Here is an 18,133-nt window from a genome sequence, read left to right as displayed (position 1 = left end):
AGCGTCGCCTGCGCGTTCATTACAGTGGCCTGATGAAGTGGCTCGACGAAGTGCGGGAGGCCGCGGCGGGCGCGTGCAAGCCCGCGACCGACCTGGAGGTCTCGATCTTCGAGAGCGAATCCGGGCTCGTTCTGCCCGCGGCCGTCCGCGAGGTGTACCAGTTGGTTGGCAACGGCGGCTTCGGCCCCGGCTACTTGCTCGCGGGGCTGGTCAACGGCCACCGCGACGACCAGGGCATGTGCGTGCTCGACCTGTACCTGTCGCTTTGCATGAAAGACCCTGAGCAGCCGCTGTGGAAGTGGCCGCGGGGCGTTCTGCCAATCTGCCACTGGGGCTGCGCCGTGCAGTCGTGCGTGGACTGCACGCGCGAGGGTCTGCCGATGGTGCGCTTCGATCCCTGCGGCATCGAGTCGGACGGGCGCATGGGCCAGGCGATGTGGGACGAGGGGAAGGGCTTCGTTGGGTGGCTGGAGGCGTGGGCGCGCGGCGAGGACCTGTGGGGCAGCGGGATGCGCAAGACGGTTTAGGCGGAGCGCCGGCGCTTCCCGCCGGACATCGCGCGCCGTTCGCTCACCTCGTCCATCGCGCGGAAGTAACCGGCCACCGTCCCGCCGCCCTTCTTGAGCAGCCTGGCACGGACGGCGCGCACTTCCTTCACGACCGGATCATCACCGCCGCTTCCGCGCGGGCGTGTGCCGGCCTTCTTCCTGGCGGTCTTCTTCATGACGCGTCCTCGGGCACCAGCTCCAGCGGGGTCGTGAGGATCGGAACGGACAGCCCCAACTGCTCGTTGACGAATCGTATGTGCGATGCCTTGTTGGCGTTGGCCAGGTGCTTGCAGTTCCACGTGAGCAGGAAGTTGACGCCGTGGAGGGAGCACGCGGCGAGGTGCGCGGCGTCGCCGACGGCGCTGGCGGGCATCACCCTGCGACGGATGTACTCGCCCGCAATCCGCTCGACCTCCGGCGAGCTCTCCAGGATGGGCCGCCCGGCGAGCAGGGACGCGCCGGGGGCGGACTTGGCCGCCGGCGCGAGTGCGAGCTCGTTGAGCACGAAGCTCGAGGTCACCAGCGAGTAGCCCGCGCGGTGCCGATTCCACCACTGCCGCGTCGCTTCCCGCCACGCCACCGCCCGCGCGGTGGTGCGCGTCTCGAAGTAATAGCTTGGGATGGTCGTCTCGATATAGACGGTGGGTCCGGGCACGGGCGGAGTCTACCAGCACTTTCACGCCGCCAGCCTCACTGCGCTATCACCCTCCGACCTGCCGAACTGCACCACCACCGTCGCCGACGCCGGGCCCACCTGCTGCCCGCGGACGGGGCGGATGCGGTACTGCACGGTGCGCGCCCCCGGCGGGATCGTGGAATCGGTGAAGGTGCGGCCGCCGTGGGCGAGGCCGATGGACTCAAAGGGCGGCTCGGCGCCGGGCCGCTCGCCGATGAGCTGCACGCTCCGCGTGATCTGGTACACGACGTTGGCCACGCCGCGGGGGTTGCGGCTCTTCCACGTGAGCGTGACTTCGCCCAAGGGGCCCAGCGTCCACCGCACCGAGTGCGGCTGCCCGGGCGCGGGGGCCTCGCGCCGGCGCGGGCGGGGGGCGTCGATCTGGGCCAGGGCGTACAGCGACTCGTTGCCGGTGTTGAGGGCGTTGGTCCGCACCGTCCGCACGACGGCGCTGCTGGCCTCGTACAGGAACCTCGCCTCGTTGTAGTACGCCGCCGTCGCCGCCTCGCTCTCCCGCCGCAGGTCAAACGCCCGCCTCCACGCCGCGTCGGTGGCCGCCAGCGCCGCCTCCAGCTCGGCTACTTGGCCGGGTTGAAGGCCGAGCTCCGCCGCCCGCTCGATCCATGTCGGCCCGTGGCCCTTCACAAAGGCGAGCAGCTGCGCAGGGTCGGTGGGGAGTGTGGCCATGATGAAGGAGAAGATCGGTTGGGAGCGGGGGGTGGTTGAGCTGGAGTGCGTTTTTGGCGTGCTGGGGGCGTTAGTGGTCGTGCGGGAGGGGGTTAGGAGCGGGCGGGGGCGGGGAATGGGCGGTCGGGAGAGGGTGCTGAGCGCGCGGGAGCGGCTCCTGCGCGCTCAATAGGGCGCACTGCCTTGCTAGAAGAGGAAGCCCGCGGCTACTTCTTGCGACCTCGCCGATCCGGCGAGTAGGCCACTCCCGTCAGCCGCGAGTTGAACATGTCGAGCACCGTCTTGAGCGGCGTTTCACCCTTTCGGAGGAACCGCACGTTAATCGCCTCAAGTTTCCGGATTACTGACTGCTCGCTGACGACACTGATGCAGAAAAGGTCAACAAATGGCATCACCTTTCGGATCTCGCCGCATAGATACACCCCCGTGCTGTGACTACCAGTTACACCTTCAAGCGCGGGACCCGGCGGCATCATTATGTCGACGGAGATTAGATCAACACTCTCTCTGCTGAGGATCTCGAGCGCTGCCGATCCGTTGGTCGCCTTAAGAACACGGTAGCCTTGGAACTCTAGTGCATCAGCCAGTGCCTCAAGGTAGCCTTGCTCATCGTCAACAAGTAGCACTGTCTTTGGCATCGGTACCTCACGCGCGTGAACGTTGGACGACTCGGGCCTTACCCTCGAGAGCGCTTACAGGAAGCGTAACGGCGAAAACAGTGAAACCCCGCTCGTCAGTGTAAGCTTCGATAGTGCCTTCATGGAGATCGACAATCTTCTTAGCGATGTACAGTCCAAATCCAGTTCCAGCGGGGTACTTGTTTTTAGCCCGTTCGCTACGGTAAGCACGCTCAAATACTAAGTCGGTTTCCTTACTGTCCACACCGATCCCGCGGTTCGCGACCTCTACAACCACGGTGTTTGTGCTCTTGTCGTGGAGTCCTGCAATCTGAATAAGCGTTCCGTCGTGAGAATACTTCACCGCATTCTCAATAATGTTGCTGAACACTTGGCTAATCAGCGGCTTCATGGCAAGCACAGGCGGAGCCTCGCCAAGCTGCGCGTCATCGACCTTAATCTGAATTTCCCGCTCCCAGCCCTGTGGCTGGAAATCGTCGGCCAGGTTGATCGCTAGACGGCACAGGTCAACCTCCTGAAGAGGCTCCTTGAGACTTGCGAGCGCGTGATCCCCCTCCAGATTGGACATAAGCGCGAAATTCTTGGCCAAGTGAACGGCGATAGTGGCTTGAGAGTACACCGAACGCAACACCTTCTTTGCACGATCGACACCAAGCCGCCCGCTCGTCAAGTTTTCAATGTGCCACTTGATAGCATTCAGAGGTGCTACAAGTTGATGCGAGACATTCTGCAGGTATTCCGCCCGTTCCTTCTGAACGCGAGCAAGTTCGCGCTCAAGTTCAGCGACGCGGCTTTGCAGTTTTCCGATGTCGGGACCTTCGTCAGGCAAGGGCACTCGCAAGTTCCTTTCGGATAATCTCGCCGGCTGAACCAATGCCGTGAGTAATATCAATGTAAATCATCCCGGCAATGTCGGTCGGCAACTCCAAGCCTCCCTTGTGGAGCAAGATCACACGGCCTGAATGTCGACCAAGTTTAGCAAGGAAATACCCCATCTCGAAGATGACGTTCTGCCGGGCCCGACGCTTCATGTCGTTGTCAGCGGTGACGGCCGCGCCCTTGTCATCCGGAGTGAGGAGTACGAACACGAGCGTTGCCCGCGAAGCGTACGCCTCAAATTTCTCAATGATGGTCCGTCCGAGGGAAGGCTGCTCGTGGAGTATGATCGGCTCTGGAAGTCTCAAGGTATTCTGGAGGTAGTTCTTGAGATCCAATTTGGCCGCCTCGTCGTGCCCATGCACGATGAAAACTACTGGTGGCTCAGGCGTGCGAGAACGAGCATTCGGTCCGGCAAGGAGTTCGATCTGCTCAATGAGAGAGTGAATGTCGGAGTAGGTCTGTTTCGACCTGAACTCGAGTCCCGCGCTCCTCAAGGTTGCGATTGTGGTCGGATCGGAAACGCCGGACAATACCATGATACTCGCGTCGGGATTCCTCTTTCGAACTGCAGTTGCGACTTTCATCCCCGCAGAACCGGCACCGTTCCCGCCCTCCATCATCAGATCGAGGATCACAAGATCGGCTGAGGCCAGACGCTCCAGATTTTTCATCGCGAGCGCGGTGGAACGCAGCCGCTCGGCGTTGAATCCATGCAGATTCAAAGCTTCAACGAGCGCCTCCGACGCGAAGTCGTCATCGACCACAAAGATGGTCGCACCATTACTGTCGACTGCTGCCATGTGTTCACCTTAGAGAAAGCTGAGAGTCGCCTGCTCAGCGACTCTCGGCATAAATATCAATAGTCCATGTCGTCATGCCCGTGGTCATGTCCGCCCGCGGGCTTCTTCTTTTCCTTGATCTCGACGATCGCGGCCTCGGTGGTCAGGAGCAGGGCCGCCACGCTCGCGGCGTTCTGCAACGCCACGCGCTCCACCTTCGTCGGGACGATGACGCCCATCTTGATCATGTCGCCGAACTCGTGGGTGAGGGCGTTGTAGCCGTAGTTGGTCTCCTGGGACTCCTCGACCTTGGAGGCGATGACGGAGCCGTCGAGGCCGCCGTTCTGGGCGATCTGCTTCACGGGGGCGGCGACGGCGCGGAAGACGATGTCGATGCCGGAGCGCTCGTCGGTGTCGGCCTTCTTGCGGAGCTTGTCGAGGGCGCGGCGGGCGCGGAGGACGGCGACGCCGCCGCCGGGGAGGATGCCTTCTTCGACCGCGGCGCGGCAGGCGTGGAGGGCGTCCTCGACGCGGGCCTTCTTCTCCTTCATTTCGACCTCGGTGGCCGCGCCGACGTTGATCTGGGCGACGCCGCCGGCGAGCTTGGCGAGACGCTCCTCGAGCTTCTCGCGGTCGTAGTCGCTGGTGGTGTTCTCGATCTGGTGGCGGATCATGTCGATGCGGGCCTTGATGGCGTTGGACTGGCCGGCGCCCTCGACGATGGTGGTGTTGTCCTTGTCGACGGTGACCTTCTTGGCGCGGCCGAGGTCGCCGATCTCGATGTTCTCGAGCTGGATGCCGAGCTCTTCCATGATGGCGCGGCCGCCGGTGAGGGTGGCGATGTCCTCGAGCATTTCCTTGCGGCGGTCGCCGAAGCCGGGGGCCTTGACGGCGCAGACCTTGAGGACGCCGCGGATCTTGTTGACGACGAGCGTGGCGAGGGCCTCGCTGTCAACGTCCTCTGCGATGATGAGCAGCGACGCGCCCTGCTCGGCGATCTTGCCCAGGAGGGGGAGCATGTCCTTCGCGCTGCTGATCTTCTTCTCGAAGATGAGGACGTAGGGGTTGTCGAGCACGCACTCCATGGCGGCGGGGTTGGTGACGAAGTGGGGGCTGAGGTAGCCCTTGTCGAACTGCATGCCCTCGACGAGCTCGACCTCGGTGGTAAGGGACTTGCCTTCCTCGACGGTGATGACGCCGTCCTTGCCGACCTTGTCCATGGCCTTGGCGATGATGTCGCCGATTTCCTTGTCCTGGTTGGCGGAGCAGGTGCCGACCTGGGCGATCTCCTTGCTGCTCTCGACCTTCTTGGACATGGCCTGGAGCTCGGCGACGACGGCCGAGACGGCCTGCTCAATCCCTCGCTTGACCAGGTTCGGGTTCGCGCCCGCGGTGATGACCTTCAAACCCTCGGCGTAGATGGCCTCGGCGTAGATGGTGGCGGTGGTGGTGCCGTCGCCGGCGTCCTTGGAGGACTTGTTGGCGACCTCCTTGATCATCTGGGCGCCCATGTTCTCGTAGGGGTCATCGAGCTCGACTTCCTTGGCGACGGTGACGCCGTCCTTGGTGACGGTGGGGGCGCCGAAGGACTTCTCGAGGACGACGACGCGGCCGGAGGGGCCGAGGGTGACCTTGACGGCGTGGGCGAGCTTCTGGACGCCGCGGAGGATCTTCTCGCGGGCGTCGGTGTTGTAGGCGATGGCTTTGGCGGGCATTTCTCTTTCCTTTCTACGTTCTTGGCAGTCTTGAGTCGCTCGGGGTTTGAACCACAGAGCACACAGAGGGCACAGAGGAAGACATTTGGGATTGTCTCGAACCGATCTACTGACTTTCTCTGTGTGCTCTGTGTGCTCTGTGGTTCAGACCGAGTCTTACTTGTGTTTGCGGATGGCGATGCGGACCCAGGCGACGCGCTCTGAGTCGATGATGTACACGTTCTGGCCGTCGGTGACCTTGACGAGGTGGTCGGGCTCGTCGGGGATGAGCATGGCCCCGTGGACCAGCAGGTGCGAGGCGTCGGTGGCGGGGCCGGCGAATGCGAAGGTGCAGTCGCGCTCGCCGTTGAGCTCGCGGAGGGCGGTGCGTAGCTGGTCTGGTGTCATAGCTCGGGGGGAGGAAGAAGTGGCAGAGTGGCAAAGTGGCTGAGTGGCAAAGTGGGGGGACCGAGGCCGGTGGCTCGTGGCCTTTCACTTTGCCACTGTGCCACTCCGCCACTCTGCCACTTGCATCAGTCAATGACAGCCAGGATGTCGTCCTCGGTCATGATGAGGAGCTCGTCGCCGTCGAGCTTGAGCTCGGTGCCGGCGTAGCTGGTGAAGAGGATGCGGTCGCCCTTCTTGACGCTCAGCGGCACGCGCTCGCCGGTGGTCTTGTCGAGAGCGCCGGATCCCACGGCCTCAACCACGCCGGTCTTGGGGCGCTCCTTGCCGGCCTCGGGGATGATGATGCCGCTCTCGGTCTTGCTGGCGGCCTCGTCGCGGCGGACGAGGATCTTGTCGCCCAGGGGGCGGACGTTGGTCTTGGAGGCTGGCTTGTTCGTTTTGCTGGGGCTGGCAGTCTTGGACATTCTGCAATCTCCGGAAGAGGGTGAAACTTAGAAGAGGGCATCAAGGCATAGGGCACCAAGGCATCAAGTGCTTGGCCAACGTCCTTGATAGTGACGTTCGAGGCAGCGGCGGAGGACGTCGAGGACGACGTTGAGGTCCGCGGTGGTCTGCGGGCGGTCGAGGATGGCGAAGGCGCCCATGCGGAGGGCGGCCGCGATGTCGCGGGCGTCGTCGCGGTGGGTGCGGGAGCGCTTGATGGCGACGACGGGCGGGGGCTCGTCGAGGCGGCGGAGGAGCTCGAGCAGGCGGGGGCCGCCCTCCTCGAACTCGGGCTCGACCTCGGGGCGGGACATGTCCAGTGGTAGGGCCATGTCCACGACCGCGACATGGATGGGGACGGAGGAGAGGAGTTTGGTGGCCTCGCGCCCGTTGCCGGCCATGTGGGAGATGACGCCCATGGGCTCGAGCAGGCGGGGTAGGCGGTCGACCCAGGGGTCGGGGTGCCAGCCGGCGTAGGAGAGGAGGAGGTTGAGGCGGCAGCTCCCGCCGTTGCAGCCGGTGTGGGCGTGGCCGTTGCCGCCCCCGTTGGTGGGGTCGTAGGGGTGGCCGGGATGGGCGCGGACCGACTGCATCTCTCCGGACCCAAGGCAAGGGGCGTGCCGGAGTGGCGGGGGGCGGAAGGGTGCCGGCGTCGGGGGTTTTTGCTGCCAGCGGGGGTGACAGCAGGGTGTCAGGTGCCAAGTTGGCAGGGGTGTCGGTTGGGCTGGAGAGCTGGTGCGGGGTGGTAGACTCGGGGTTATGGATGCTGGACACATCGTGCTGGGGCTCGCTGCCGCGGCGGGGGTTGGGGCGGTTGTTTGGTTTTTGATTGAGCGCGGGCGGCTGGCGGCCCGGGTGGGGGTGGCGGAGGCGGAGGGTCGAGCGGCTTCGGCAGCGAAGGACGCGGCGGAGCGGGCGCTGGGGGAGGTGCGCGGCTCGCTGGAGGAGATGGGGCGGCGGGTGACGCTGGCGCAGGCGGAGCAGGCGCGGCTCGGTGAGGCGCTGCAGCGGGAGCAGCGGACGCGCGAGGAGGAGCGGGCGCGGGGGGTGCGCGAGGTGGAGGCCGCGGTCGAGAACGAGCGGCGGCTGCACGCGGAGGAGGTGCGGCGGCTGGAGTCGGTGCACGCGGAGAAGCTGATCGCGGTGAACGTGGCGCGGAAGGAGATCGAGGAGAAGCTGGCCGCGTTCGACGTGAAGATGAAGGAGAGCTTCGGGGCGCTGGCGGGCGAGGTGCTGCGGAACAACAACGAGAGCTTCCTGAAGCTGGCAGAGACGAAGCTTGCCGCGGCGCAGAAGCAGGGGGAGCAGGAGCTCGACCGCAAGCGCGCGGAGGTGGACCAGCTGCTCAAGCCGATCAGCGAGACGCTCAAGCGCACGGACGAGAAGCTCGCGCTCATGGGCAAGGAGTGGGCGAGCGACCGGGCGTCGCTGGTGGAGCACATCCGCGGCGTGGCGGCGCAGAGCGACGGGCTGCGGGCGGAGACGATGAAGCTGGCGAAGGCGCTGAGCAAGCCGGAGGTGCGCGGGCGGTACGGCGAGATCCAGCTGCGGCGGGTGGCGGAGCTCGCGGGCATGACCAGCTACTGCGACTTCGCGGAGCAGGCGAGCCACCGGGATGACGCGGGGCGGCTGCTGAGGCCGGATATGGTCGTGAAGCTGCCCAATGACCGCGTGATCGCCGTTGATGCGAAGTGCAACACGTACGCGTATGTGCAGGCGGCGGAGGCGACGGATGATGTCGTGCGCGAGGAGTGCCTCGAGCGATTTGCGCGGCACGTTTCGGAGCAGGTTTCGGCGCTGTCAAAGAAGGGATACTGGGCGGAGCTGGACGGGTCGCCGGACTTTGTGGTGATGTTCGTGCCCGGGGATCAGTTCCTGGATGCGGCGTTGGCGCGGCGGGGGGACCTCTTGGAGAAGGCCGCGGAGCAGAATGTGATCCTGGCGAGCCCTTCGACGCTGATCGGGCTTTTGCGAGCGGTGGCGGTGGGGTGGCGGGAGAAGCGGATCGAGGAGCAGGCGCGGGAGCTGTTTGAGCTCGGGCGCGAGCTGCACGACCGCGCGGCGACGGCCTTTGCGAACATCGCGAGCGTGGGCAAGGCGCTGACGGCGGCGGTGGAGCGGTACAACAAGTTCGTCGGGAGCTATGAGAGCCGGCTGGAGCCCACGCTGCGGAAGTTTGAGGATGCGGGGGTGAAGAGCGGGAAGGAGCTGCCGGAAGTGACGCCGGTCGCCGGGATCGTGCGGGAGGTGGTGATTGAGCCGAAGCCGGCGCTGCTGGAGGGCGCGAAAGCCCAGGGTTCATGATCCCTGGGCTTTGGGGGGTGGTTGCGTATGTGGGTGGGCCGTGGTGGTTGTGGGCGCGGCGCGGGGGGCTGCGGCGTGGTGCGCGCAGGTTGAGCGATGAGGAGAGCGCGGTGCTCCGCGCGTACTTCGCGCGCGAGGTGCTGGATGCGGCGCGGCTGGCGGTGGTGGAGCGGGTGGAGAACCCGTGGGTGTTCCGCGTGCTGCGGCGGTGTGGTGTGCGGGTGCCGGTGGACCTGACCGGGGTGTGGGGGATGTGCTTCGGGGATGTGGTGGCGGTGACGTCGCGGGCGATGGACGAGCGCGGATTGTCCACGGTGTTCCATGAGCTGGTGCACACTGTGCAGATGCGGCGGGTGGGGGTGGGGGCGTTCTGCCGTGCGTATGTGCGGGATTACGTGATGTATGGATACATGGGGATCGCGTTCGAGGAGGAGGCGTTCGCCTTGCAGGCGCGGTTTGAGCGGGGTGAGGTGTTTGAGGTGGGGTAGGAGGACAGCCGCGAAGCGCGGCTGTATCCCTCTCTGACGGTCGGGGTTCCTATAAGGAGTAGACCCTCGCTTGCGCGTCGGGCTCGTTGGCTTGGAGTGGTCATGAGTGGTGCGAGGAAGCCAACGAAGGACGAGCTGGCGGCGGCGCATGGGCGGGAGACGGTGCCGGACCTGGTGCGGCCGGGGTTGGCGCTGCTGTTCGTGGGGATCAACCCGGGGCTGTGGTCGGGGGCGACGGGGTACCACTTTGCGCGGCCGGGGAATCGGTTCTGGCCGGCGCTGCACCAGGCGGGTTTGACACCGCGTCAGCTGCACCCCAGCGAGTCGCGCGAGTTGCTGAAGTTTGGGATCGGCATGACCAAGGTGGTGCAGCGGGCGACGGCGACCGCGGCGGAGCTGACGCTCGAGGAGGTCCGCGCCGGGGGCGAGGTGGTGCGAAACATGGTGCGGAAGCACAGGCCGCGGGTGGTGTGCTTCCTGGGTGTGGGGATCTTCCAGCAGGCGTACGGCGTGAAGAAGGTGAAGGTGGGCGTGCAGGCGGAGCTGTTCGAGGGCGCCCAGCTGTGGGTGCTGCCAAACCCGAGCGGGCTGAATGCGAACTACCAGCTGCGCGACTTCGTGCGGCTGTTCAGGGAGGTGGGGGAGGCGGCGGGGTTGCTGGAGGGCGGGCGCGGGGCGAGACGAAGAGCACCGCCGAGATGAGGACATCTCGGTGGCACGGCCCCGTAATGACAACGCCCGTGCCGGGCGGCACGGGCGTTGGGTGTTGACGTTGGACCGTCGGGAACGGATCAGCGGGTGCGGCGGCGGAACGCCAGGAGGCCCAGGCCCATGAGGGCGGCGGCGCCGGGGGTGGGGACGAGGGTGGCGTTGAGCTGGATGTTGTCGAAGCGGTTGTTGCCGCCGATGTTGGTCGCGCCGTTGAGGGTGATGCGGACATAAGCCGTGGCGGCATTGTCCAGGGCGGCGATGGAGGAGAAGTCGAAGGTCAGCACGCCGGTGGTGGCGAAGGTGGTGTTGGGGGTGTAGGCGGGGCCCAGGTCGGTGAAGTTAGCGCCGTCGATGGACCAGGACACGATGTTGCTGTTGAAGCCCGTGCTGGTGCGCTGGCTGGCGAAGCTGAGGATCAGGTCCTCGAAGCTCGTCATGCTGAAGGAGAAGGTGAGCGTCGAGCCGTTGTTGAGCACGGCGGTGGTGGAGCCGCTATCGAGCGAGCTGCCCTGCACGGAGAGCGCCTGGCCGTTGACCTCGCCGGTCAGGCCGTTGACGGTGGTGCCGCCGAAAGAGTTGATGCCGCGGTTTGAACCCGCCTGGTCGGTGCTGGGCACGTTGAGCAGCAGCTGACCCAGCCCCTGATCGGCGGCGTAAGTCGTGCCGTTGTTCGTGGCGGTCGTCAGGGTGTTGAAGTTCCAGTACGCGATCATGTCGGCGTGCGCGGAGGCGGTTGCCGCGCAGGCCACAACCAGGGCCAGCATCTTCGTCATTGGTCTCTCTCCTTCTCTCGCCCGCCGTCAAGCGGGGTGGGCGGGAGTGTAGGCGACGGGTTCACTGGGATGGTGTCCCGGCGCGTTGCGCTGGCGCGAAGGTTGCGCCAAGGGAGGGTGGTTTACGCGTAGCCTTGGGCATGGACCTGATCGAGATCGCCAGGCTGGAGGAGATGCGGCGTGCCCGCAGCGCGGCTGCCATCGCGGACGATTGCCGCTGGTTGCGGGGCGGGGGCGCGGCACTCCGCGGCAAGCGGGGGTCGTGGATCAACTACGCAGTGGGGCTCGGGCTTGAGGGCGATGTCGATGGCGGGGAGCTGGGGGAGGTGTCGCGGTGGTGGTCGGCGGAGGGGATCGAGCCGCGGCTGGAGGTGACGCCGTTTGTGAGCGACGCGACGCTGCGGACTATCGCGGAGGCGGGGTTCGCGTGGCGTGACTCGACCAGCACCTTGTTCCGGGAGGTTTTACCGGGCGAAACCACGCGGGCGGAGGTGCCGGGGCTGGAGCTGCGGGTGGTGGATGCGGGCGACGCTCATCAGGTACGGGCGTATGGCGACGCGGTGATCCGCGGGTTCAGGGGGCCGGGGGTGGAGCCCACGGAGATCGATCACGAGCTGTCGGCGCGGTTCGTGCGGCTCCCCAGCACGGTGGCGATCGCGGCGTGGATGGACGGGCGGATCGTCGGGGGCGGCACGCTGCAGGTTGATGGCGAGGTGGCGGCGCTGCTGGGCGCGAGCGTGCTGCCCGAGTACCGGCGGCGGGGGATCCAGCAGGCGCTGATCGCGGCGCGGCTGCGTGCGTGCGCGGAGCGCGGCGTGCGGGTGGTGACGATCGGGTCCAAGCCGGGCGCGGCCACGGAGCGGAACGTGCGGCGGGCCGGGTTTCAGGTGGCGTACACGAAGATGATCATGACGAAGACGGTGGAAGGGGCGGTGGGGGCTGGGGGGTGACACGATCATGAGGACATGATCGTGGCACAGCGTCGTCACGCGCGCTGTTCGGCGGGGATCGTCTCGATTTCGCCGGTGGGGTAGGCGATGCGCCCGTGGTACATGCTGGTGAGGGTGCGGGAGACGGACTCGACGATGATGTGGAGCTCCTTGAGGGTGAGCTCGCAGTCGTCGAACTGGCCGTCCATGAGTCGCTTGTTGGCGATGGTGCGGACGAGGGCGTCGATGCGCGAGGGGGTGGGGTCGGGCATGGCGCGGGCGGCGGACTCGACGGCGTCGGCGATCATGAGGATCGCGACTTCCTTGTTGCGGGGCTTGGGGCCGGGGTAGCGGAACTCGAACTCGTCGGGCACATAGGTGTCGTCGGGGTCGAGGTCCATGCCGTCCTTGCCCTTGAGGGCCTGCTGGCGGGCGCGGTGGTAGAAGAACTCGACGAGGGTGGTGCCGTGGTGGGCCTCGATGAAGTGCTGGACCTTCTGGGGGAGCTGGAACTCGCGGGCGAGCTCCATGCCGTCCTTGACGTGCCCGACGACCACGAGCAGGGACATGGCGGGGCTGAGCTTGTCGTGCTTGTTGGTGCCGCCGACCTGGTTCTCGACGAAGTACTCGGGCTTGTTCATCTTGCCCACGTCGTGGTAGAGGGCGCCGACGTAGGTCAGCAGGCTGTCGGCGCCGATGGCGTCGGCCGCGGCCTCGGCGACGGCGGCGACGTTGAGCGAGTGGTTGTAGGTGCCGGGGGCGCGGAACTGGAGCTCCTTGAGCAGGGGCTGCTTGGGGTCGCGCAGGTCGATCAGCGTCATGCCGGTGGTGACGTTGAAGACCTTCTCGATGAGCGGCAGCATGAAGAGGGTGATGCCGCCGACGAGCAGGGCGCCCCCGCCCGCGGTGCCGGCGTCGACGCCGATCTCCTTGAGAACCTTGGGCAGGATGTTGGGGGAGATGGGGCGCTCGATGAGGCTGAAGATGGCGGTCGCGAGAGCGACGCCCACCGCCGAGACCATCGAGGTGCGGAAGAGCGAGTTGCGGTCGCGGATCTCCTTGAGCGACCACACCACGCAGGCGATGCCGGTGATCATGACCGCCATGACGCCGACGGACTCGCGGAGGGCGAGGCACACCAGCACCGAGTGCAGCAGGGCGAAGGCGAGGGCGGAGCGGCGGTCGTAGGCGATCGCCAGCAGCATCGCGACCATCAGCGTGGGGGTCACGGCGAAGAAGATGTTGAACTGCGGGGCCTGGGCGGCGCCGATCACAGCGATGCCGAGGGCCGCGGCGAGGGTGAGGGCGATGCCGCCCATGCGGCTGGCGTTCCTGCGGACGCGGGGGCAGAAGAGGTAGGTGTAGCCGGCGAGGGCGAGGGTGACCGCGAAGCAGGCGGAGACGATCGCGATATTGCGGGCGAGGCCGTAGTAGAGCCGGCCGTGCTCCTGGAAGAACTCCTGCTCGGCCTTGAAGAGGTCGTGCTGGGGCTGGGTGAGGACGAAGCCGCGCTGGAAGATGACCTGGCCGGGCGTGCTGATGCGTTCGATGGGCTTGACGCCGCTGGTGATGGTGGCCTGCGCCTGGGCGGTGGCGGCCTCGTCGAAGGTGAAGGTGGGGCGGACCTTGGTGGCGAGGCGCTCGGCGACCAGCGTGTGAAGAGGCCCGTAAAAGCCCGCCGCCCGGGCGATCTCGTCGGCGGCGCGGGTGAGGCGCTCGCGGTCGCCGAGGTTCACGAGGTCGGACTTGGGGACTTCCTCGCGCCGGTTCTCTTCCACCAGGGCAACGACGGAGGTCGTGCCCTCCTGGAGGGCGCGCTGCCACGTCTGGCTTTCCAGGAACGGGCGGCGGCGGAGCAGGGTGTCGAGGGCGCCGACGTTGCTGAGCCACTCGGGGCTGGCGTGCCCGTCGAAGGCCTGGGCCTTGATGGCCGCGAAGGTCTCGGGGGTGAGGTTGTACTCGGCGCGGATGGTGGGGTCGACGTTGTCGAGGGTCTCGGCGCCGGCGAGCACGGTGGGCAGAGTGGACAGGGAGTTGCCAAGGGCCTCCAGCACGGCGTTATCGGGGCGGAAGACGCGGGGGGTGGCCTGGCGGGCGATTTCCCGGGCCTGGTTGGTGGCTTCCTCGTCGGGCACGCGCATCTGCACGCGGACCAGGCGGGTGTCGTCCATGACGCGACCTACGGCCACGAGCGGCTGCGTGCGTCCCCAGATCACGAACGCTGAGCAGACCAGCGCGAAGAGGGCCGCGATAAAGAGGCCCAGGCCCAGGCTGGGCTGGGCGAGGGCGTCGAGCAGCCGGACGAAGGCGCCCATGCCCGAGAAGCGCCCGGGGTGCGGGCGGCGGGCCCGCAGGCTGCGCGCGAGGTCACCGGTGCGCGTGGCGGGGGCGGTGTTGTCCGGGTCTCTGGGCATGGGGGGCAGGGGAAGAGCTATCTAGTAGATCGGCGATTCAGGCGGGGGTGGTTGGCGGGTTATCGGTCACGGGCTTGCGTCTTTGGCGGGTGCGGGCGGAGTTATCCGACAGGGCGTCCTCGCCGTAGGCCTCGATGACGCGCTGCACGAGGTCGTGGCGGACGACGTCCTCCTTCTCGAACTGCACGAAGCCGACGCCGCGAGTGCGGTTGAGGCGGCGGGCGGCGTCGACCAGGCCCGACTCGGCTGGGTCGGGGAGGTCGATCTGGGTGACGTCACCGGTGACAATCATCTTGGAGCCCTGGCCCATGCGGGTGAGGAACATGAGCATCTGGCCGCGGGTGGTGTTCTGGGCCTCGTCGAGGATGATGACGGCGTTGTTGAGCGTGCGCCCGCGCATGAAGGCGAGGGGGACGACCTCGACAACGTCGCTCTGGAGGAAGCGGGCGACGGTGGAGTAGTCCATCATGTCGTTGAGGGCGTCAAAGAGCGGGCGGAGGTAGGGGTTGACCTTCTCGCGCAGATCGCCGGGGAGGAAGCCGAGCTTCTCGCCCGCTTCGACCGCGGGGCGTGCGAGCACGACGCGGCGCACGCGACCGGTCTTGAGCAGGTGCACGGCCGCGGCGACGGCGAGGTAGGTCTTGCCGGTGCCGGCGGGGCCGATGCCGAACACGAGGTCGTTGGTGCGGATGGCCTCGAGGTACTTCTCCTGGTTGGGCGTGCGGGGCTTGAGGGCCTTGCCGCCGGAGTAGACGTTGAGGTGACCGTCCCACTCCTCGGGGTGGTAGACGTCGTTGGTCTCGCCGTTGGCGGCGACTTCCCAGCCGCGGGGGGCCTTCTTGTTCTCGCCGGATTCCTCGGCGATCAGGTCGAGCACCCGCTGGCGGTCCAGCGGCTCACCGGAAGCGGCCTCGGTGAGGCGCTCGATGACCCGGCGCGCGGCGGTCACGGCCTGCTTGGAGCCGGAGATGCGGACGCTGCCCTCGCGGGCGATCACGCCGACGCCAAGCCCTTCGCGGATCATCTTGAGGTTTCGCTCGGCCGAGCCGAGCACGGCGACGCGCTCGGAGCCGGAGGGGACACGGATACTGACTTCCAACGCTGGGTGCTCCCGGTTCGCCGAACCCGGCGCGGGCGTCCCGGGCAGCCCCGGGGCGTGATCTTTATGATAGGGACATGCACACTCAGGGGAGGCGGCTTTGTTTGGTTTGTGGTTGGTGGGTGCTAACCCTAATTGCTGTGGGTCAGCCGGGGTGCGCATCGCTGGAGCCGGCTGGTCCGCCGGGGCCGCGGACGGTGCTCGCGGACTGGGACGACGTGGACGCGGCGGTGGAGGTGGCGGTCAAGAGCGCGGAGGTGGCGCTGGATGGGCCGCCGCGCCGGTCGCGGTCGCGGATGGTGTACAGCCTGCGGACGGTGAGCGATGAGCCGGGGGAGCTGGTGGTGGAACGGGCGGGCGGGGAGGTGCTGACGGTGTCGGCCACCATCGGGCGGTTCGGGGGGGACAAGGAGCGCGAAGCGCGGCTGGTGGGGGCGGTGGTGCGGCGGCTGAAGCAACTGCGGGGGAAGGAGTGGGCGCCGGTGGAGTGATGGCTCGGCGCAGGAAAGAGCCGATCGCGCGAGCGATCGGTGTGGATCGCTGGCGAGATCGGCTCTGATGATTGGCCGCGCTAGCGAAGAGCCGCCGCGGAGCGGCGGGGTACCCAAGAAATCAGAGGCCGCCCAGGCCGGCCTTCTTGACGCGGTCCTTCATGCGGTCCTTCTCGATGGCGGGGCCGTTGACGCTGGTGTTGCCGCGGGTGCCGATGATGGGCGAGGCGGGCTTGAGGCGAGCGGTGCTCTTGACCTCGGCCTGCTTGAAGGCGGGGGCCTTGGGGGGCGTGGGGGCCTTGCCCTTGCTGACGGCGGTGGTGATTTTCTTCACCGCGCCTGCGATGCCGGTGGGCTTCTTGGCGCCGCCGAGACCTTTGGAGTTGGGGGTGCCGGACTTGCTCATGGTGTGCTCCTTCTGAGTGATGTGCAAGGTACAGAGTTGTGTGTAGGTGAGCAATAGGAACCGCGACCGTAAGGGAGCGATACGCCCGCGCTTCGCGGGCGTGGGGCGGATGGCATGCGGAGCGGACCGCCGCGAGGCGCGGCGGTGTCCCTCCCTTACGGTCGGGGTTCCTACCATGCCCGCCTATGGCGTGGATCACCAAGAACTCGGGCATGATGAAGGTGGAGCGGCGGGCGGAGCCGTACCTGACGGCGGCGATGCAGAAGAAGCTCACCGAGACGGTGCTGCCGCGGTACGAGACGCGCCTGGCGGCCCTGCTGCCGTGCCTGCACGCGGTGCAGCACGCGTACGGGTGGATCCCGCCGCAGGCGATGCTGGAGATCGGCGAGTTCCTGAAGATCGAGCCCTCGCAGGTGTACGACACCGCCAGCTTCTACGAGGAGTACTGGCTCAAGCCCCGCGGGCGGCACCTCATCCAGGTCTGCCGGTCGATCGCGTGCGAGTTCTGCGGGCAGCAGAAGATCACCGACGCCATCCGAAACAAGCTCGGCATCGACGTGGGCGAGACCACTGATGACGGCGAGTTCACGCTGATCGAGCTCGAGTGCCTGGGCTCCTGCGGCACGGCCCCCGCGGCCCTCATCGGCGAGAAGCTGTACGAGGACGTGACGCCCGAGGGGATTCTGAAGGCGATCGATGATGTGCGCGCGGGCAAGGGCGGCGGGCACCACCACTGAGAAGGTAAGCGCGGGGGGCGGCGATGGACGCTGAGAACCCGCGGCACTGCCGCAACTGCGGGTGGGACCTCAAGGGGGTGAGCTACCGCGCGGCGTGCCCGGGGTGCGGGACGCCCGTGCTCACGATGTACCAGGAGCTGGCGCAGAGCCGTCAGCCGCCGCCGGAGCCGCCGCCGCATGTGGGGGACGGGTCGATCACGCGGGATGTGCCGTGCCTGTCGTGCGGGTACACGTTGCGGGGGTTGAGCGCGAGTTCGATGTGCCCGGAGTGCGGCACGCCGGCGTCGCAGTCGCTGATGGGCGGGTATTTGCGGTTCGCGGGGCGGGACTACCTGGAGCGGCTGAGCGGCGGGCTTTTGTGGGTGGTGCTGGGATTGGCGGTGCGGCTGCTGGGGGCCATCTTCCTGTTCGTGGTCAGCGTTGCCGGCCAGGCGAATGACAACTTGGCGATCGGCGCGATGATCGTGACGGCGCTCATCGCGATCTCAATGTCTACGTGGGGCTGGTGGCAGGTTACGAGCGAGCACACGCTGGTCTCTCGCCTGCGGCTGCGGGGCTGGGCGCGCTGGTCGGCAGTGGTGGGGAACGGGCTGGAACTGATGGCGTTCGCTTCGGCGGGCGGCATTTCGCCCTCGCCGACGGCGCTGACGTCCCTCGTCATCCCCGGCGTGCCTTGTATTTCGCTGGTGTTCTTCGCGGTGTGGGTCGTCTCGATCGGCGTGCAGACCGCGTACGTATCGGAGCTGATGCGGCGGCTGCCCAACCCGACGATGGCATCGACCGCGACGGTAGCGACGTGGCTCAACCCGGGCCTGCTGCTGGCCTCGATCCTCTGCTTCTTCGTGCTCCCGTTCACGGGACTGGGGGCGTTCATCTTCTACTTCATCGTGATCGACCGCTGCCGTGCCGCGTTGGCGAAGGCCCGGGACAGCGCGGGGGCGCCGATCAGGGCAGAGGCGTACGAGGTGTAGTACTGTTGGGGGGCGGCG

Annotated in this window: 22 protein-coding genes; 8 read left to right on the top strand and 14 right to left on the bottom strand. The window is 67.0% G+C overall.

Annotated features, from left to right (window positions below):
- Nucleotides 1-32 precede the first annotated feature (32 nt).
- On the top strand, nucleotides 33-527 hold the full coding sequence (locus VD997_06525; protein ID HYE61632.1) for an SMI1/KNR4 family protein: 495 nt from the start codon (nucleotides 33-35) through the stop codon (nucleotides 525-527).
- Here VD997_06525 and VD997_06520 read toward each other — a convergent pair.
- The 10 genes from VD997_06520 to VD997_06475 all read right to left on the bottom strand — a co-directional run bounded on the left by VD997_06520 (nucleotide 524) and on the right by VD997_06475 (nucleotide 7,385).
- Nucleotides 524-724, bottom strand: coding sequence for a hypothetical protein (locus VD997_06520; protein ID HYE61631.1), 201 nt, complete (start codon nucleotides 722-724; stop codon nucleotides 524-526). The two genes, VD997_06525 and VD997_06520, sit on opposite strands and share 4 nt — an antisense overlap.
- Nucleotides 721-1,203: a type II toxin-antitoxin system VapC family toxin gene (locus tag VD997_06515; protein HYE61630.1), complete on the bottom strand. Its 483-nt coding sequence runs from the start codon at nucleotides 1,201-1,203 to the stop codon at nucleotides 721-723. Before VD997_06515 ends, VD997_06520 begins: the two co-directional genes overlap by 4 nt.
- A 21-nt stretch (nucleotides 1,204-1,224) precedes the next feature.
- Nucleotides 1,225-1,911, bottom strand: coding sequence for a hypothetical protein (locus tag VD997_06510; protein HYE61629.1), 687 nt, complete (start codon nucleotides 1,909-1,911; stop codon nucleotides 1,225-1,227).
- A gap of 206 nt (nucleotides 1,912-2,117) precedes the next feature.
- Nucleotides 2,118-2,549 (bottom strand): response regulator, encoded by a 432-nt coding sequence (locus tag VD997_06505; protein ID HYE61628.1) that lies wholly within the window; start codon nucleotides 2,547-2,549, stop codon nucleotides 2,118-2,120.
- Nucleotides 2,550-2,556: 7 nt separating this feature from the next.
- Entirely contained in the window at nucleotides 2,557-3,384 is an 828-nt protein-coding gene (locus tag VD997_06500; GenBank protein ID HYE61627.1) for a HAMP domain-containing sensor histidine kinase, read from the bottom strand.
- Entirely contained in the window at nucleotides 3,371-4,228 is an 858-nt protein-coding gene (locus VD997_06495) for a TIR domain-containing protein (protein HYE61626.1), read from the bottom strand. The genes VD997_06500 and VD997_06495 overlap by 14 nt, the downstream gene beginning before the upstream one ends.
- A gap of 56 nt (nucleotides 4,229-4,284) precedes the next feature.
- Nucleotides 4,285-5,922, bottom strand: coding sequence for a chaperonin GroEL (groL, locus tag VD997_06490; GenBank protein HYE61625.1), 1,638 nt, complete (start codon nucleotides 5,920-5,922; stop codon nucleotides 4,285-4,287).
- Nucleotides 5,923-6,078: 156 nt separating this feature from the next.
- Nucleotides 6,079-6,309, bottom strand: coding sequence for a hypothetical protein (locus VD997_06485; protein ID HYE61624.1), 231 nt, complete (start codon nucleotides 6,307-6,309; stop codon nucleotides 6,079-6,081).
- Between the two features lie 125 nt (nucleotides 6,310-6,434).
- Nucleotides 6,435-6,773, bottom strand: a complete 339-nt coding sequence (locus tag VD997_06480) for a co-chaperone GroES (protein ID HYE61623.1) — start codon at nucleotides 6,771-6,773, stop codon at nucleotides 6,435-6,437.
- Between the two features lie 63 nt (nucleotides 6,774-6,836).
- Nucleotides 6,837-7,385 carry a hypothetical protein gene (locus VD997_06475; protein ID HYE61622.1) on the bottom strand — a complete coding sequence of 183 codons (549 nt, stop codon included), beginning with the start codon at nucleotides 7,383-7,385 and terminating at the stop codon, nucleotides 6,837-6,839.
- Between the two features lie 166 nt (nucleotides 7,386-7,551).
- On the opposite strand from VD997_06475, the gene rmuC reads away from it, so the two are divergent.
- The 3 genes from rmuC to mug all read left to right on the top strand — a co-directional run bounded on the left by rmuC (nucleotide 7,552) and on the right by mug (nucleotide 10,286).
- The gene (gene rmuC / locus VD997_06470) at nucleotides 7,552-9,096 is read left to right on the top strand and encodes a DNA recombination protein RmuC (protein HYE61621.1); all 1,545 of its coding nucleotides are present in this window, start codon (nucleotides 7,552-7,554) and stop codon (nucleotides 9,094-9,096) included.
- Nucleotides 9,097-9,206: 110 nt separating this feature from the next.
- Complete coding sequence (locus tag VD997_06465) at nucleotides 9,207-9,584, top strand: hypothetical protein (GenBank protein HYE61620.1); 378 nt, start codon at nucleotides 9,207-9,209, stop codon at nucleotides 9,582-9,584.
- A gap of 102 nt (nucleotides 9,585-9,686) precedes the next feature.
- A complete protein-coding gene (gene mug, locus VD997_06460; GenBank protein ID HYE61619.1) occupies nucleotides 9,687-10,286 on the top strand; it encodes a G/U mismatch-specific DNA glycosylase in 600 nt (199 codons plus the stop codon).
- Nucleotides 10,287-10,375: 89 nt separating this feature from the next.
- Here mug and VD997_06455 read toward each other — a convergent pair whose 3' ends face one another.
- A complete protein-coding gene (locus tag VD997_06455) occupies nucleotides 10,376-11,068 on the bottom strand; it encodes a hypothetical protein (GenBank protein HYE61618.1) in 693 nt (230 codons plus the stop codon).
- A gap of 140 nt (nucleotides 11,069-11,208) precedes the next feature.
- On the opposite strand from VD997_06455, the gene VD997_06450 reads away from it, so the two are divergent.
- A complete protein-coding gene (locus VD997_06450; GenBank protein ID HYE61617.1) occupies nucleotides 11,209-12,018 on the top strand; it encodes a GNAT family N-acetyltransferase in 810 nt (269 codons plus the stop codon).
- Nucleotides 12,019-12,053: 35 nt separating this feature from the next.
- Here VD997_06450 and VD997_06445 read toward each other — a convergent pair whose 3' ends face one another.
- Nucleotides 12,054-14,411 carry an HDIG domain-containing protein gene (locus VD997_06445; protein ID HYE61616.1) on the bottom strand — a complete coding sequence of 786 codons (2,358 nt, stop codon included), beginning with the start codon at nucleotides 14,409-14,411 and terminating at the stop codon, nucleotides 12,054-12,056.
- A gap of 37 nt (nucleotides 14,412-14,448) precedes the next feature.
- The gene (locus tag VD997_06440) at nucleotides 14,449-15,510 is read right to left on the bottom strand and encodes a PhoH family protein (GenBank protein HYE61615.1); all 1,062 of its coding nucleotides are present in this window, start codon (nucleotides 15,508-15,510) and stop codon (nucleotides 14,449-14,451) included.
- A 140-nt stretch (nucleotides 15,511-15,650) separates the two neighbouring features.
- Between VD997_06440 and VD997_06435 the strand changes: the two genes are divergently transcribed.
- The gene (locus VD997_06435) at nucleotides 15,651-16,001 is read left to right on the top strand and encodes a hypothetical protein (protein HYE61614.1); all 351 of its coding nucleotides are present in this window, start codon (nucleotides 15,651-15,653) and stop codon (nucleotides 15,999-16,001) included.
- Between the two features lie 121 nt (nucleotides 16,002-16,122).
- On the opposite strand, the gene VD997_06430 is transcribed toward VD997_06435, so the two are convergent.
- Entirely contained in the window at nucleotides 16,123-16,407 is a 285-nt protein-coding gene (locus tag VD997_06430) for a hypothetical protein (GenBank protein HYE61613.1), read from the bottom strand.
- Between the two features lie 185 nt (nucleotides 16,408-16,592).
- Here VD997_06430 and nuoE point away from each other — a divergent pair, with 185 nt between their 5' ends.
- Together nuoE and VD997_06420 are read left to right on the top strand one after the other, a co-directional pair.
- Nucleotides 16,593-17,144 carry an NADH-quinone oxidoreductase subunit NuoE gene (gene nuoE, locus VD997_06425; protein ID HYE61612.1) on the top strand — a complete coding sequence of 184 codons (552 nt, stop codon included), beginning with the start codon at nucleotides 16,593-16,595 and terminating at the stop codon, nucleotides 17,142-17,144.
- Between the two features lie 23 nt (nucleotides 17,145-17,167).
- Entirely contained in the window at nucleotides 17,168-18,115 is a 948-nt protein-coding gene (locus VD997_06420) for a hypothetical protein (protein ID HYE61611.1), read from the top strand.
- The last annotated feature ends 18 nt before the right edge of the window (nucleotides 18,116-18,133 follow it).

It is taken from the genome of Phycisphaerales bacterium (genome assembly GCA_035627955.1).
Lineage (GTDB): Bacteria > Planctomycetota > Phycisphaerae > Phycisphaerales > UBA1924 > JAEYTB01.
Note: the sequence above shows the minus strand (reverse complement) of the source record. Positions and strands in the feature narration are given on the sequence as shown.